Annotated in this window: 12 protein-coding genes and 1 pseudogene; 7 read left to right on the top strand and 6 right to left on the bottom strand. The window is 72.3% G+C overall.

The window, feature by feature from the left end; translation table 11 throughout:
• Positions 1–572: 572 nt before the first annotated feature.
• Both PV963_RS16490 and PV963_RS16485 read right to left on the bottom strand, forming a co-directional pair.
• Positions 573–2825 carry a heavy metal translocating P-type ATPase gene (locus tag PV963_RS16490; RefSeq protein ID WP_274816494.1) on the bottom strand — a complete coding sequence of 751 codons (2253 nt, stop codon included), beginning with the start codon at positions 2823–2825 and terminating at the stop codon, positions 573–575.
• 147 nt (positions 2826–2972) lie between these two features.
• Positions 2973–3212, bottom strand: a complete 240-nt coding sequence (locus tag PV963_RS16485; protein WP_274816493.1) for a heavy-metal-associated domain-containing protein — start codon at positions 3210–3212, stop codon at positions 2973–2975.
• Between the two features lie 150 nt (positions 3213–3362).
• Here PV963_RS16485 and PV963_RS16480 point away from each other — a divergent pair, with 150 nt between their 5' ends.
• A complete protein-coding gene (locus PV963_RS16480) occupies positions 3363–4406 on the top strand; it encodes a zinc-dependent alcohol dehydrogenase family protein (protein WP_274816492.1) in 1044 nt (347 codons plus the stop codon).
• A gap of 60 nt (positions 4407–4466) precedes the next feature.
• Here PV963_RS16480 and PV963_RS16475 read toward each other — a convergent pair whose 3' ends face one another.
• Positions 4467–4667 carry a helix-turn-helix transcriptional regulator gene (locus PV963_RS16475; RefSeq protein WP_274816491.1) on the bottom strand — a complete coding sequence of 67 codons (201 nt, stop codon included), beginning with the start codon at positions 4665–4667 and terminating at the stop codon, positions 4467–4469.
• Between the two features lie 367 nt (positions 4668–5034).
• Here PV963_RS16475 and iolC point away from each other — a divergent pair, with 367 nt between their 5' ends.
• From iolC to PV963_RS16445, 6 genes and pseudogenes are all read left to right on the top strand, one after another.
• Positions 5035–5985, top strand: a complete 951-nt coding sequence (gene iolC, locus PV963_RS16470; protein WP_274816490.1) for a 5-dehydro-2-deoxygluconokinase — start codon at positions 5035–5037, stop codon at positions 5983–5985.
• The gene (locus PV963_RS16465; RefSeq protein ID WP_274816489.1) at positions 5982–6863 is read left to right on the top strand and encodes a Cgl0159 family (beta/alpha)8-fold protein; all 882 of its coding nucleotides are present in this window, start codon (positions 5982–5984) and stop codon (positions 6861–6863) included. Before iolC ends, PV963_RS16465 begins: the two co-directional genes overlap by 4 nt.
• Before the next feature lie 10 nt (positions 6864–6873).
• Positions 6874–7254, top strand: a pseudogene (locus PV963_RS16460) (5-deoxy-glucuronate isomerase); the annotation flags it as partial.
• A gap of 114 nt (positions 7255–7368) precedes the next feature.
• Positions 7369–9252, top strand: coding sequence for a 3D-(3,5/4)-trihydroxycyclohexane-1,2-dione acylhydrolase (decyclizing) (gene iolD, locus PV963_RS16455; RefSeq protein ID WP_274816488.1), 1884 nt, complete (start codon positions 7369–7371; stop codon positions 9250–9252).
• A 25-nt stretch (positions 9253–9277) separates the two neighbouring features.
• Positions 9278–10780 carry a CoA-acylating methylmalonate-semialdehyde dehydrogenase gene (mmsA, locus tag PV963_RS16450; RefSeq protein ID WP_274816487.1) on the top strand — a complete coding sequence of 501 codons (1503 nt, stop codon included), beginning with the start codon at positions 9278–9280 and terminating at the stop codon, positions 10778–10780.
• A 53-nt stretch (positions 10781–10833) separates the two neighbouring features.
• Positions 10834–11526: a GOLPH3/VPS74 family protein gene (locus tag PV963_RS16445; RefSeq protein WP_274816486.1), complete on the top strand. Its 693-nt coding sequence runs from the start codon at positions 10834–10836 to the stop codon at positions 11524–11526.
• Between the two features lie 82 nt (positions 11527–11608).
• Here PV963_RS16445 and PV963_RS16440 read toward each other — a convergent pair whose 3' ends face one another.
• The 3 genes from PV963_RS16440 to PV963_RS16430 all read right to left on the bottom strand — a co-directional run bounded on the left by PV963_RS16440 (position 11609) and on the right by PV963_RS16430 (position 14155).
• Entirely contained in the window at positions 11609–11845 is a 237-nt protein-coding gene (locus PV963_RS16440; protein WP_274816485.1) for a hypothetical protein, read from the bottom strand.
• Between the two features lie 137 nt (positions 11846–11982).
• Positions 11983–13110, bottom strand: a complete 1128-nt coding sequence (locus tag PV963_RS16435) for a hypothetical protein (protein WP_274816484.1) — start codon at positions 13108–13110, stop codon at positions 11983–11985.
• Positions 13111–13165: 55 nt separating this feature from the next.
• Entirely contained in the window at positions 13166–14155 is a 990-nt protein-coding gene (locus PV963_RS16430; RefSeq protein WP_274816483.1) for an LLM class flavin-dependent oxidoreductase, read from the bottom strand.
• Positions 14156–14191: the final 36 nt, after the last annotated feature.

Genomic DNA, 14191 nt, shown 5'->3' with positions numbered 1-14191 from the left:
GCTCTTGCGTACGTGCGGGGCGAGAGGGCCCGAGAGGCTGAGAAGCGGAAAAGAAGGCGCCCTGTCGCCGGTCCCCCCACGGGCCGACGACCAGGGCGCCTTCCCAGTCCCGGTTCGGATTCCCCCCACGGGATCCGGCCGGGCGTCTGTGAGGACAGCGCCTGAATCGCTGTTGAGCACAACGAGCAAAACTCGCCGTACTGCGGTGTGCGGTCTGCCGGGACAGCGCACGACCGGGAGGGCCGCTCAAAGCTTCCCGGTGTACGTGCCCCGGCAACGCATCTCTGGAGAAGTCCCCCAAGACATCTCCAGATGCCAGGTGGCGCCCCCCAAGACGCTCCCCGACATCGTCAACTTAGACCTTCGAACCCCTTCGATGGTTACGTTCACATCACTGTGATCTGCGTCTCTTGCGTATGTCCGTAAGGTACGCAAGAGCCCGGATATGCCGCTCGGGGCCCAAGCGTAAGGATGATGCGCGAGCCTTGTGAAGAGCTTATGTGAGCCGGGCTCGGGACTCCAGAGGGGCTCAAATCACGTTCGCCGCGAACTTAGGGCGAATTCAGGGGACTTCACCGGAATGTCCGCAGTCGGAGACTGTTCGTGACGACGAAGACCGACGAGAAGGCCATCGCGGCTCCGGCGATCATCGGGTTCAGCGCTCCCGCGGCGGCCAGCGGCAGCGCGGCCACGTTGTAGCCGAAGGCCCAGACGAGGTTGCCCTTGATCGTGGCCAGCGTCCGGCGCGACAGCCGGATCGCGTCCGCGGCCACCCGCAGGTCGCCGCGCACCAGAGTCAGATCGCCCGCCTCGATCGCCGCGTCCGTGCCGGTGCCCAGGGCCAGGCCCAGATCGGCGGTGGCGAGCGCGGCCGCGTCGTTGACGCCGTCGCCCACCATGGCGACGACCCGCCCCTCGGTCTGCAGCCGCCGTACGGCGTCGACCTTGTCCTCGGGCATGACCTCCGCGATCACCCGGTCGATCCCGACGGTCTCGGCCACCGCTTCGGCCACCGCCCGGTTGTCCCCGGTCAGCAGCACCGGCGTGAGCCCCAGCGCGCGCAGCTCGCGCACCGCCTCGGCGCTGGTCTCCTTGACCGCGTCGGCCACGGCCAGCACGGCCCGCGCCCTCCCGTCCCAGCCGGCCAGGACGGCCGTACGGCCCGCCCGCTCGGCCTCGTCCCGCGCGCGGACCAGCTCCGGCGGTACGTCGTCGAAGAGCCGCCCCACGGCGACCTCACGACCCTCCACGCGCCCCCGTACGCCCCGCCCGGGGACGTTCTCGAAGCTCTCGACGTCCGGGAGCCGTCCGGCCCGCTCCTCGGCGCCCAGCGCGATCGCACGGGCCACGGGGTGCTCGGAGGCGTGCTCGACGGCGCCCGCGAGCCGCAGCACCTCCTTCTCGTCCGCGCCCTCGGCGACGTGGACCTCCTGGAGGGTCATCCGGCCCGTGGTGACCGTGCCGGTCTTGTCCAGGACGACCGTGTCGATCCGGCGCGTGGACTCCAGGACCTCCGGGCCCTTGATGAGGATGCCGAGCTGGGCGCCGCGTCCCGTGCCGACCATCAGCGCGGTCGGCGTGGCCAGGCCCAGCGCGCACGGACAGGCGATGATCAGGACCGCGACGGCTGCGGTGAACGCGGCGACGCCGTCGCCGGTCAGCCCGAGCCACGCCCCGGCCGTGGCGGCGGCGATCAGCAGGACCACCGGCACGAAGATCCCGGAGATCCGGTCGGCGAGCCGCTGCACCTCGGCCTTGCCGTTCTGCGCGTCCTCCACCAGCTTCGCCATCCGCGCGAGCCGGGTGTCGGCGCCGATGCGGGTGGCCTCGACGACGAGCCGGCCGCCCGCGTTGACCGTCGCGCCGGTGACCGCGTCCCCTGCCGTCACGTCCACGGGCACCGACTCGCCGGTCAGCATCGAGGCGTCCACCGTGGAGGTGCCCTCGACGACGGTGCCGTCGGTGGCGATCTTCTCGCCGGGCCGTACGACGAACCGGTCGCCGACGGCCAGCCGCTGGGCCGGGATCCGCACCTCGCGCCCGTCCCGCAGCACGGCCACGTCCTTCGCGCCCAGTTCCATGAGCGCGCGCAGGGCGGCCCCGGCACGGCGCTTGGAGCGGGCCTCCAGGTAGCGGCCCAGCAGGATGAAGGCCGTGACGCCCGAGGCGACCTCCAGGTAGATCGAGGAGGCGCCGTCGCCGCGCGAGACCGTGAACTCGAAGGGGTGCCGCATGCCGGGCATGCCCGCGTCGCCGAGGAACAGGGCCCACAGGGACCAGCCGAACGCGGCCAGCGTGCCGAGGGAGACCAGCGTGTCCATGGTGGCGGAGCCGTGCCGGGCGTTCGTCCAGGCCGCCCGGTGGAACGGCAGCCCGCCCCAGACGACGACCGGGGCGGCGAGGGTGAGCGAGAGCCACTGCCAGTTGTCGAACTGGAGCGCAGGGACCATCGCCAGCAGGACGACGGGCACGGCGAGGGCGGCGGAGACGGCGAGGCGCCGGCGGAGGGCCGACAGCTCGGGGTCCTCCTCGGCGGCGGGCGACCCTTCGGCGTCCGGCTCCTCGCGCGCGGGTGCGGGCTCCTCGGCGGTGTACCCGGTCTTCACCACGGTCGCGATCAGGTCGGCGACCTCGATGCCCGCGGGGTAGGTGACCCGGGCCTTCTCCGTCGCGTAGTTCACCGTGGCGGTGACGCCGTCCATGCGGTTGAGCTTCTTCTCCACGCGGGCCGCGCAGGAGGCGCAGGTCATCCCGCCGATGAGCAGCTCGACCTCGGCGAGCGCCGGCTCGCGGTCCGTCGGCGCCTTGGCGGTGGTGCTGGTCATGTCCGTACTCCAGGTGGTGCGGGGCGCCCGGGAAGCGGGACGGGCCGTACGGGCCGGGGGCGGCGGCGTACGGCCCGTACGTCGGTACGAGTGCCAGGACCGGGATGTCTCACTCAGGCCTGTGCGTCTCGGGCTCTCGGAACCGGCTCAGGCCTTCCCGGCCAGCTCGAAACCGGCCTCGTCGACGGCGGCGCGCACGGCCTCGTCGTCGAGCGGCGTGGCCGAGACGACCGTGACCTCGCCGGTCTTGGCCACGGCCGTCACCGAACTGACGCCGGAGATCTGGGAGATCTCGCCGGAGACGGCGCCCTCGCAGTGTCCGCAGCTCATGCCGCTCACCTTGTAGACGGTGGTGACGGGGCCCGTGGTGTCGGTCTGGGCGGTCATGTCGTTACTCCTCGTCGAGCCATGTGGGGCAGTGGGGACCTGTGGGGTCCGCATACCCACTGTACCCCTAGGGGGTATGGCCTTCACGATGCCGGTGCGGCACGGGCTAGCGTTTCCCCGAGGTGCTGACGGACGGAAGCCGGGGGGATCATGCGGGCCGTGGTGTTCGAGCGGTACGGGGAGCCGGCCGAGGTGCGGGACGTCGCTGATCCGGAGCCCGCGGAGCACGGGGTCGTCGTGCGGGTCGAGGCCACGGGGCTGTGCCGCAGCGACTGGCACGGCTGGCAGGGCCACGACCCGGACATAACGCTGCCGCACGTGCCGGGGCACGAACTCGCCGGGGTCGTCGAGGCGGTGGGCGACCGGGTGGCCCGCTGGCGGCCCGGCGACCGGGTCACCGTGCCGTTCATCTGCGCCTGCGGCACCTGCCCGTCGTGCGCGGCGGGCGACCACCAGGTGTGCGAGCGGCAGACCCAGCCCGGCTTCTCGCACTGGGGCTCCTTCGCGCAGTACGTGGCCCTGGACCACGCCGACGTCAACCTCGTGGCGCTCCCCGGGGAGCTGTCGTTCGCGACGGCGGCCTCCCTCGGCTGCCGGTTCGCCACGGCGTACCGGGCGGTGGTGCGGCAGGGCCGGGTCGCGGCGGGGGAGTGGGTGGCGGTGCACGGTTGCGGCGGGGTCGGCCTCTCCGCGGTGATGATCGCGGCGGCGTCGGGCGCGCGGGTCGTGGCCGTCGACGTGTCGGCCCGGGCGCTGGACCTGGCGCGGAAGTTCGGGGCGGCGCAGTGCCTGGACGCGTCGGCCGTGCCGGACCCCGCGGCAGCGGTCCGTGACCTCACCGGCGGCGGCGCCCATCTCTCCCTCGACGCTCTCGGTTCCCCCGCCACCTGCGCCGCCTCCGTGAACGGCCTGCGCCGCCGCGGCCGGCACGTCCAGGTCGGCCTGCTGCCCTCGCCGACCGGCACCACACCCGTGCCGATGGCCCGCGCGATCGCCCTGGAGCTCGAACTCCTCGGCAGTCACGGCATGGCCGCGCACAGCTACCCGCCGATGCTGGAGCTGGTGCGCGGCGGCGTTCTGCGCCCGGACCTGCTGGTGACGTCCACGATCCCGCTGGACGAGGCCCCGCCCGCGCTGGCGGCGATGGGGACGGCGCCACCGGCGGGCGCGACGGTCATCGAGCCGTGGCGCTGACCTCCCGCGGGGACACCCGTGCCCCATGCGGCGGTGGGTCACGAGGCCGGGCCGGGAAGGTCAGTCGGCTCTTCGGGTGCGGTTGCCGGGCCTGGCGGCCACCCAGGCCCGGACCGTGTCGGCGTACCAGTAGGACTTGCCGCTCTCGACGCGGTCGGGCGGGGGCAGCAGGCCGTGTTTGCGGTAGGACCGCACGGTGTCCGGCTGCACCCGGATGTGTGCCGCGATCTCCTTGTAGGACCAGAGCCTTCGGTCGGTCATGACGTGCACCTCCCCGCGCGCACCACGGCGGCGACCGGGGACGGCCGTCCGGGGGAGCCGGGCGCTGCGCTGGTGATCAAGAAGCCTGTGTCCGGTCAACGACACTCCGTGACACAGGGCAGGGCCTGTGACGGAAGATCCGCTTACGCAGGACACATGTGACAGGGAGGGGGCGTTTGTGACGCACCCGGGGCAAAGGTGCACGCCGGAGTTTTCGGCGGGACGCCTCGACGCGGCAGAGCGTACTCGGACACAGAACACGCGGAAAGCGCTGTCATGATCTGGTCCGAATGTCCGGACAAAACATTGACAGGGCTTCGGGAAGGGGACTACAAAGCCGGGGAGAGCCGACACCGAGGGGAAGCCGATGGCGTACGACCTGATCACCATGGGGCGCATCGGAGTGGATCTGTATCCGCTCCAGACGGGCGTCCCGCTGCCGCAGGTCACGTCCTTCGGCAAGTTCCTCGGCGGCTCGGCCACGAACGTCGCGGTCGCCGCGGCCCGCCTGGGACGGCGGACCGCGGTGATCACCCGCACCGGCGACGACCCCTTCGGCACCTACCTGCACGAGGCCCTGAGGGGGTTCGGCGTGGACGACCGCTGGGTCACCCCGGTCCCAGGCCTGCCCACCCCGGTCACCTTCTGCGAGGTCTTCCCGCCGGACGACTTCCCGCTGTACTTCTACCGGCAGCCCAAGGCCCCCGACCTGGAGATCGACGCCCACGAACTCGACCTGGACGCCATCCGTGACGCCCGCGTCTTCTGGGGCACGGGCACGGGCCTGAGCGAGGAACCGAGCCGTACGGCGACCCTCGCGGCCCTCGCCCACCGCGCCAAGTCCGGCACGACGGTCTTCGACCTCGACTGGCGCCCGATGTTCTGGAACGACCCCGGCGCGGCCCGCCCCTTCTACCAGGAGGCCCTGCGCCACACCACCGTCGCCGTCGGCAACCTCGACGAGGTGGAGGTCGCCACGGGCGTGCGCGAGCCCCACGCCGCCGCCCGGGCCCTCCTGGACGCCGGTGTCGAGCTGGCCGTCGTCAAGCAGGGCCCCAAGGGCGTCCTCGCCGTCGACCGCGAAGGCGTCACCGCCGAGGTCCCGCCGCTGCCCGTGAACGTCCTCAACGGCCTCGGCGCGGGCGACGCCTTCGGCGGCTGCCTCGTCCACGGCCTGCTGGCCGGCTGGGACCTGGAGAAGACCATGCGGCACGCCAACGCCGCCGGCGCCATCGTCGCCTCCCGCCTGGAGTGCTCCTCCGCGATGCCCACCCCGGACGAGATCGAGGCGGCCGTCACCGCGGGGGCCGTCAAGTGACCGTCGACGTCTCCGCACTCGTCCACCTCCGCAGCCACCGCCCGGAGGCCATCGCCGAGGCCGCCGCCCGCCGCCCCCGCCGGCCCCTGCTGAACGACAACGGCCGGCTGATGATCGTCGCCGCCGACCACCCGGCCCGCGGCGCCCTCGGTGTCGGCGGCCGCAGCATGGCCATGGCCAACCGCGCCGACCTCCTCGAACGCCTCTGCCTGGCCCTGGCCCGCCCGGGCGTGGACGGCGTCCTCGCCACCGCCGACATCCTCGACGACCTGCTCCTGCTCGGCGCCCTCGACGGCAAGGTCGTCCTGGGCTCGATGAACCGCGGCGGCCTGCAGGGCGCGCGCTTCGAACTCGACGACCGCTTCACCGGCCACCGTCCCGAGGACATCGAGCGCCTCGGCTTCGACGCGGGCAAACTGCTCCTGCGCATCGACTACGACGACCCGGGCTCCCTCACCACCCTGGAGTCCACCGCCCGCGCCATCGACGACATGGCCGCCCGCCGGCTCCCCGTCTTCGTCGAGCCGTTCATCTCCCGCCGCGACGAGACGGGCCGGCTGCGCAACGACCTGTCCGCCGAGGCCGTCACCCGGTCCATCGCCATCGCCTCGGGCCTGGGCGGCAGTTCGGCCTACACCTGGCTGAAGGTGCCGGTCACCGACAACCCCGACGACATGGCCGAGGTCATGGCCGCCTCCACGCTGCCCGCCGTACTGCTGGGCGGTGAGGTGGGCGATGACCAGGACGGGGCGTACGAGAAGTGGCGTGGCGCCCTCCAACTGCCCACCGTGCGCGGGCTGGTGGTCGGCCGCTCGCTGCTGTACCCGGCGGACGGCGACGTGGCCGCCGCCGTGGACACCGCCGTAGGACTGCTGTGAGGGCCGCTTCATGACCAGTGAGCCGTACGTCCTCAAGGGCACCACGACCGACGTGAACCACGTCCTGGACATCGACCCCGAGCGGGCCGGCTGGACGCACGGCAGCCCGCGGATCGTGGAGCTCCCACCGGGCGGCACCCACACCTTCACCACCGGGGACAGCGAATGGATCGTGCTGCCCCTGACGGGCGCGTGCACCGTGCGCGTCGAAGACGAAGAGTTCCATCTCTCGGGCAGAAAGAGCGTGTTCGCGTCGGTCACCGACTTCGCGTGCGCGCCCCGCGACGCCCGGGCCCAGATCGCCTCCGGCGCGGGAGGCCGCTTTGCTTTGGCAGGAGCGAAGTGCGAGCGACAACTCCCCGCCCGCTACGGCCCCGCGCCGGAGGTCCCCGACGCGAGGCGTACGCGGCCTCGTCGGGAACTGCTGTGCAGCATGTTCACCCCCGGTAGTGAACGTCCGCGGCGGCCGCTGCGTACCCGTCACCATCCATAGGGAGGGAAACCGATGACCTCGACGACGAGGCTGACGGTCGCGCAGGCGCTCGTACGCTTCCTGTCCGCCCAGTACACCGAACGCGACGGCGTACGGCAGCGGCTCATCGGCGCCACCTGGGGCATCTTCGGCCACGGCAACGTCGCCGGCATCGGCCAGGCGCTCCTGGAGCACACCGACGCGATGCCGTACCACCAGGGCCGCAACGAACAGGCCATGGTGCACGCGGCGGTCGGTTACGCGCGGCAGTCGGGCCGCCTCTCCACGCACGCGGTCACGACCTCCATCGGCCCGGGCGCCACCAACCTCGTCACCGGCGCCGCCCTGGCGACCATCAACCACCTGCCGGTGCTGCTCCTGCCCGGCGACATCTTCGCCACCCGCCCCGCCGACCCGGTCCTCCAGCAGCTCGAAGTGCCGTACGCGGGCGACGTGTCGGTCAACGACTGTCTGCGCCCGGTGTCGAGGTACTTCGACCGGATCACCCGGCCGGAGGCCCTGATCCCCTCGGCGCTGAACGCGATGCGCGTGCTCACCGACCCGGTCGAGACCGGCGCCGTCACCCTCGCGCTGCCCCAGGACGTGCAGGCCGAGGCGTACGACTGGCCCGAGGAGTTCTTCGCCGAGCGCGTCTGGACCGTACGGCGTCCCGGTGCCGACCCGGCGGAACTGGCCGAGGCGGTACGGATCATCCGCGCGGCGACACGGCCCCTGGTCGTCGCCGGCGGCGGCGTCCACCACAGCCGCGCCGAGGAGGCGCTCGCCGAGTTCGCCGGGACCACCGGCATCCCGGTCGCCTCCACCCAGGCCGGCAAGGGCTCCCTGCGCCACGACCACCCCCAGGACGTCGGCGGCATCGGCCACACCGGCACGGCCACCGCGAACGAACTCGCCCGCACCGCCGACCTGGTGATCGGCGTCGGCACCCGCTACACCGACTTCACCACCGCTTCCGGCACGCTCTTCTCGAACCCGGACGTCCGGTTCCTCAATCTCAACGTCGCCCCCTTCGACGGCCACAAGCTCGCCGGGCACCCCCTGATCGCGGACGCCCGCACCGGCCTGGAGGAGCTGACCGAGCGACTGGAGATGCACGAACACCGGGTCGCCGCGTCGTACGCCACCGAGTACACCGAGGACAAGGAGCGCTGGGAACAGCGCGTCGACGCCTGCTACGAGGTGGACGAGCCGGACACCCGCCCGACCCAGCCGCAGGTCCTCGGCGTCCTGGACGCGCTCGTCGACGAGTCGGACATCCTGATCAACGCGGCCGGTTCCCTCCCCGGCGACCTGCACAAACTGTGGCGGACACGCTCCCGCGACCAATACCACCTGGAGTACGGATACTCCTGCATGGGCTACGAGATCCCGGCCGCCATCGGCGTGAAGCTGGCCGCCCCCGACCGGCCCGTGTGGGCACTGGTCGGCGACGGCACGTACCTGATGATGCCGACGGAGATCGTGACGGCCGTGCAGGAGGGCGTCGCGATCAAGGTCCTGATCATCCAGAACCACGGCTACGCGTCCATCGGCGGGCTGTCCGAGTCGGTCGGCGGCGAGCGGTTCGGCACCGCCTACCGCTTCCCGTCCGAGGACGGCACGTACACGGGCCCGCCGCTGCCGGTGGACCTCGCCGCCAACGCGGCCAGCCTCGGCATGCGCGTCCTGCGCGCGAAGTCCGTACGGGACCTGCGGGAGGCCCTCGCCGAGGCCCGGGCCGCCGACACTCCCACATGTGTCTACGTGGAGACCCAAACGGCAGACACAGTGTCGGGCGCGCCTCCCGCGCAGGCCTGGTGGGATGTACCCGTGGCCGAGACCGCGACACGGCCGTCCGCGGTCAAGGCACGTGAGCTGTACGAACGGCACGTCTCCACCCGACGCCGCCCTCTGTGAAAGATGTGACTGGAGTGACCCTGTCATGACGAAGATCGTCAACCACTGGATCGGCGGCAAGACCGTCGAAGGCGCCTCGGGCACGCACGGGCCGGTGACCGATCCGGCGACCGGCGAGGTGACGACGAAGGTCGCGTTCGCCTCGGTCGAGGAGGTGGACGCGGCGGTCGCCGCAGCCAAGGAGGCCTTCGCCACCTGGGGCCAGTCCTCGCTGGCCCAGCGGACCTCGATCCTCTTCAGGTTCCGGGCGCTGCTCGACGCGCACCGCGACGAGATCGCCGAGCTGATCACCGCCGAGCACGGCAAGGTGCACTCCGACGCGCTCGGCGAGGTGGCGCGCGGCCTGGAGATCGTCGACCTGGCCTGCGGCATCAGCGTGCAGTTGAAGGGCGAGCTGTCCACGCAGGTGGCGAGCCGCGTGGACGTGTCCTCGATCCGCCAGCCGCTCGGTGTCGTCGCCGGCATCACGCCGTTCAACTTCCCGGCGATGGTGCCGATGTGGATGTTCCCTCTCGCCATCGCGTGCGGCAACACGTTCGTGCTGAAGCCGTCCGAGAAGGACCCGTCGGCGTCGATCAGGCTCGCCGAGCTTCTCGCCGAGGCCGGCCTGCCGGACGGCGTCTTCAACGTCGTCCACGGCGACAAGGTGGCCGTCGACCGCCTGCTGGAGCACCCGGACGTCAAGGCGGTGTCGTTCGTCGGCTCGACCCCGATCGCCCGCTACATCCACTCAACCGCCTCCGCGAACGGCAAGCGCGTCCAGGCGCTCGGCGGCGCCAAGAACCACATGCTGGTCCTCCCGGACGCCGACCTCGACGCGGCGGCCGACGCCGCCGTGTCCGCCGCCTACGGTTCGGCCGGCGAACGCTGCATGGCCATCTCGGCGGTCGTCGCGGTCGGCGCGATCGGCGACGAACTGGTGGAGAAGATCCGCGAGCGCGCCGAGAAGATCAAGATCGGCCCCGGGAACGACCCCGCCTCCGAGATGGGCCCGCTCATCACCAAGGTCCACCGGGACAAGGTGGCCTCCTACGTCGAGGGCGCGGCGGCCGAGGGCGCCGAGGTGGTCCTCGACGGCACCGGTTACACCGTCGACGGCTTCGAGAACGGCCACTGGATCGGCATCTCGCTGCTCGACAAGGTGCCGACGAGCGCCAAGGCCTACCAGGACGAGATCTTCGGCCCGGTCCTGTGCGTGCTGCGCACGGAGACCTACGAGGAGGCCCTGGACATCGTCAACGCCTCGCCGTTCGGCAACGGCACCGCGATCTTCACCCGGGACGGCGGCGCGGCCCGCCGCTTCCAGCTGGAGGTCGAGGCCGGCATGGTCGGCGTGAACGTCCCGATCCCGGTCCCCGTGGGCTACCACTCCTTCGGCGGCTGGAAGGACTCGCTCTTCGGCGACCACCACATCTACGGCAACGACGGCACGCACTTCTACACCCGCGGCAAGGTCGTCACCACCCGCTGGCCGGACCCGGCCGACGCCCCGGCGGGCGTGGACCTGGGCTTCCCGCGCAACCACTGACCGCTATCGGCCACTCTCCGCCGGGCGAGTAGTCGATCATGGAGACTGTGGGCATGCACACACCGATGCAACCCCCCACGGAAACCCCCACGACCCTGGGCGAGCAGATCCTGCTCCTCTCGCTGGACGACGAGTCCGGCGCGGCGAAGGAGTCGGCGAAGGTGGCCCCGGCCGTCTCCGCCGCCTTGCTGGTGGAGCTGGCGCTGGCCGGCCGGATCGACGTGACCGACGACAAGGTGACCGTCGCCGACGCCACGCCGCTGGGGGACCCCGCCCTCGACAGCGCACTCGCCGACATCGCCGGCCGGGACAAGCCGGGCACGACCAAGGACTGGATCACCCGGCTGAAGACGGACGCGATGGCCTGGGCGAAGCGGGGCCTGATCGAGAAGGGGCTGGTCCGGGAGGAGAAGAAGAAGGTCTTCGGCATCTTCCCGGTGCGCCTCTATCCGGAGGCGGACGGCTCGGTGGAGGCGGCGGTACGGCAGCGGCTCGACGCGGTCGTCCTGCGGGGCGCGGCGCCGGACGAGCGTACGGCGTCCCTGGTGGCCCTGCTGCACGGGGCGAAACTGCACCGGCTGGCCTTCCCGGACGCCGGCGCGCGCGAGGTCCGGGCGGCCATGGAGTCGGTCTCACACGGCCAGTGGTCCGCGACGGCGGTGCGCCAAGTCGTGCGGGCGGCGGAAGAGGCGCTGGCGGTGATCATCGCCGTGTCGGTGACGACGACGGTCGTCGCCGACAGCTGAGAACAGCCGGCAGCCGATCAACAGCCGATAGCTGAGAACAGCCAGCCCCTCCTCGGGTCGGAGAGGAGGGGCTGGCGCCTCGTCACAGGTACTGGATGGGGCTGCAGTCGGTGTGCTGGGTGTCGCGGCAGATCTTCACCCAGGTCGTCCCCAGGCCGCCCGGCTTCTCGAACCGGACGGGCACGGAACCGGGACCGCACTGCGTACCCATCTTGAACGGCGGTCCCACGGTCAGGTCCACCGTCCACTGGATCCAGAGGGTGTAGCACCCGGAGCCGGTGTTGCGGAGCTCGCCCTCGACGGCGACGTTGTCGAACAAGCCTCCTGATTCCACGGACCGGGTCGTACCCGAGGCGTCGGCCGTTCCATGGGAGACGGACCAACCCTCGGCCGCGACGGCTGACGAGCCGTAGGCCACGAGAGCCAGGGAGAGAAGGGAAGCCCCCGCAAGAGACCTCATCGCGCGTGACATGTGCACTGTCCTTTCCGGTGAGTCGAGTGGATCCGGCGCTGTCCCTGTGGGCGGTCCTCGGAGAACCCCGAGGACGTGGCCCACTGAAGAGCGGGAGCGCCGTCCTCGGTGAGCGCTTCCGCCAGCAGGTCGCAGTAGTGGCGCAGGTCCTCGTGCCAGCCGACGAACGACGCGAAGTCCCGCATGTGGACGGCCAGACGAAGCGTGGCCGCGCGTGCGGTGCCCGGCGGGACGGCGGCGGTGCCGTCGCCGCCGGTGTAGCCGGAGAGCAGGGCGTGGGCCGCGGCCGGGTAGTCGACCTGCGGGCCCTTCCCGGCGGAGCCGAGGCCACGTGCGGCGGCGGCACGCAGTTCGTGCAACTCGCCGAGGATCCAGCCGAGATCGAGGGCCGGATCGCCCCCGGTGACCTCCTCTCCGGTGAGCAGGGCGGTGTGGCCACCGGCAGGGGAGGGGACCAGCCAGCCTGTGCTGGGCGCGCCGTGCAGCAGGACCGCGCCGCCTCCGGGTGGCTCGTCCGCGGCCTCGGCCCAGTCCGTCAGCCGCGCCCACAGCGAGGGGCCGAGCCGGGTACGGGCCAGTGCGCGCAGTCGGTCCGCCCCGGGAGCGTTCTCCTCTCCGGAGAGCCAGGCCAGCAGCCGTCGCACACCGTGGTGGGGTGGCCGCTGCGGGAGGTCCCACGGCTCCTGGTGCAGCCGTCGCAGGGTCCTGCCCAGATCCGCCAGCGCGCCGACCGAGAGCCGGACGGCGGTGTCGTCGCCGGAGGGCAGCAGCCGTGCCACCGAGACGGCGCCCGGCACGCGGTAGAGCACGCCGGGATGCGGGCCCGGTCGTGTCGCACCGTCCTGCGCGGAGCCGGCGGCCGGTTCGCCCAGGGCGAGCCGGGCACCGCGCTGGGCGTCGGCGGCGGTGCGGGCGCCGGCCGCGGCCTTACCGACGGCCGTGTCGACGCGGCGCAGCGTCGCGCCGACCACCGCCGGAGGAAGGCGCTGCGGAGCGGTGTGGGCCGGTCCGGGGGCGCGCAGCCAGCTGAATCCCGTGTCCCCGTGGTAGCGCACGGTGATCCGCAGATAGCGGGTTCCGTACTCGCGTACGGTGACGGGCTCCGTTTCCAAGGGCTGTTCCGGCGCCACCGGCCCAGCGGGCGCTGCCGGCGAAGGGGTGGACGGCTCAGCCACTGTTCCGCCGCCCGACCGCCTCGATGATCTCCCGGGCGTCCCGGAACGCCGCTGCCTGCCCCTCGGTGAACAGCACTCCGGCGCAGTTGAGGATCACCTCGTCCACGCCGGCGTTCCGGTACTCCTCCAGCCCGGCGGCGATGTGGTCGGCCGAGCCGTACAGGTACGTGCCGCTGTCCACCAGGGCGGCGGCACCGGCCACCGGGTCGGCCGGATCGGCGGGCACACCGGCCCGGCGCAGCATGTCCGTGTAGTGCTCCATGGCGAGGTGCCCGGAGGCGGCCGTGTGAGCGAGCACGTGCGGGTTGCGTCCGTCGCGCTCCACCGCGACATGGACGACGGTCGCGACGCGGCAGCGGGTGTCCCTGTCCCTGTCCTTGGCCCCTTCCTCCAGGGCGGGCAGCAGGTTCTCGGCGACGTATCCGGGCGGGGTCATCCAGGTGATGGCGACATCGGCGACGCCGCCGGCGGTCCGCGCCATGTTGGGGCGCAGCACGCCCACGCCGACCTCCACGTGCGGGTGCTCCATGGGGATCAGCCGGCCCCGCAGCGCGTGGTAGTCGCCCGCGTGGTCGACGATCTCCCCGTCGAGCAGGGCCCGGACCGTGCGCAGGTAGTCCGCGGCCATCGTGCGCGGGCTGGGATAGGGGCGTCCGTTGAGGCTGCGGACGAACGCCGCTGAGCCGACGCCGTAGCCGGCCACCACCGGCAGGCCGGTCATCAGGGCCAGTGAGCGGGCCTGAAGGGCGGCCTCGTAGGGATGGCGCAGCGGCATCAGGGTCACGCTGAGGCCGACCGGGACGCGTATCCCGGCGCCGGCGAGGTGGGCGAACGCCTGGTGGGCCTCCACCTTGAGCGACTGCCCTGTCCACAGGCGGCGCACGCCGGTGTCGCGGACCAGCTCGGCGTAGGGCCGCAGGGAGTCCGGAGTCTCCGGCATGTTCGGCACGAGCACGCTCGGGAGCACGTTGTCGGCGGTCACGGGCTGGCACACCTTCCTTCTGTCGCTGGTGCTCTG

It is taken from the genome of Streptomyces coeruleorubidus (assembly GCF_028885415.1).
Taxonomy (GTDB): Bacteria; Actinomycetota; Actinomycetes; order Streptomycetales; family Streptomycetaceae; genus Streptomyces; species Streptomyces coeruleorubidus_A.
The sequence above is the reverse complement of the archived record's forward strand: the minus strand, read 5'-3'. Positions and strand labels throughout refer to the sequence as shown.

Coding starts and splice junctions, on each gene's coding strand:
- PV963_RS16490 (WP_274816494.1), bottom strand. CDS start 2,825: ATGACCAGCACCACCGCCAAGGCGCCGACGGACCGCGAGCCGGCGCTC.
- PV963_RS16485 (WP_274816493.1), bottom strand. CDS start 3,212: ATGACCGCCCAGACCGACACCACGGGCCCCGTCACCACCGTCTACAAG.
- PV963_RS16480 (WP_274816492.1), top strand. CDS start 3,363: ATGCGGGCCGTGGTGTTCGAGCGGTACGGGGAGCCGGCCGAGGTGCGG.
- PV963_RS16475 (WP_274816491.1), bottom strand. CDS start 4,667: ATGACCGACCGAAGGCTCTGGTCCTACAAGGAGATCGCGGCACACATC.
- iolC (WP_274816490.1), top strand. CDS start 5,035: ATGGCGTACGACCTGATCACCATGGGGCGCATCGGAGTGGATCTGTAT.
- iolD (WP_274816488.1), top strand. CDS start 7,369: ATGACCTCGACGACGAGGCTGACGGTCGCGCAGGCGCTCGTACGCTTC.
- mmsA (WP_274816487.1), top strand. CDS start 9,278: ATGACGAAGATCGTCAACCACTGGATCGGCGGCAAGACCGTCGAAGGC.
- PV963_RS16445 (WP_274816486.1), top strand. CDS start 10,834: ATGCACACACCGATGCAACCCCCCACGGAAACCCCCACGACCCTGGGC.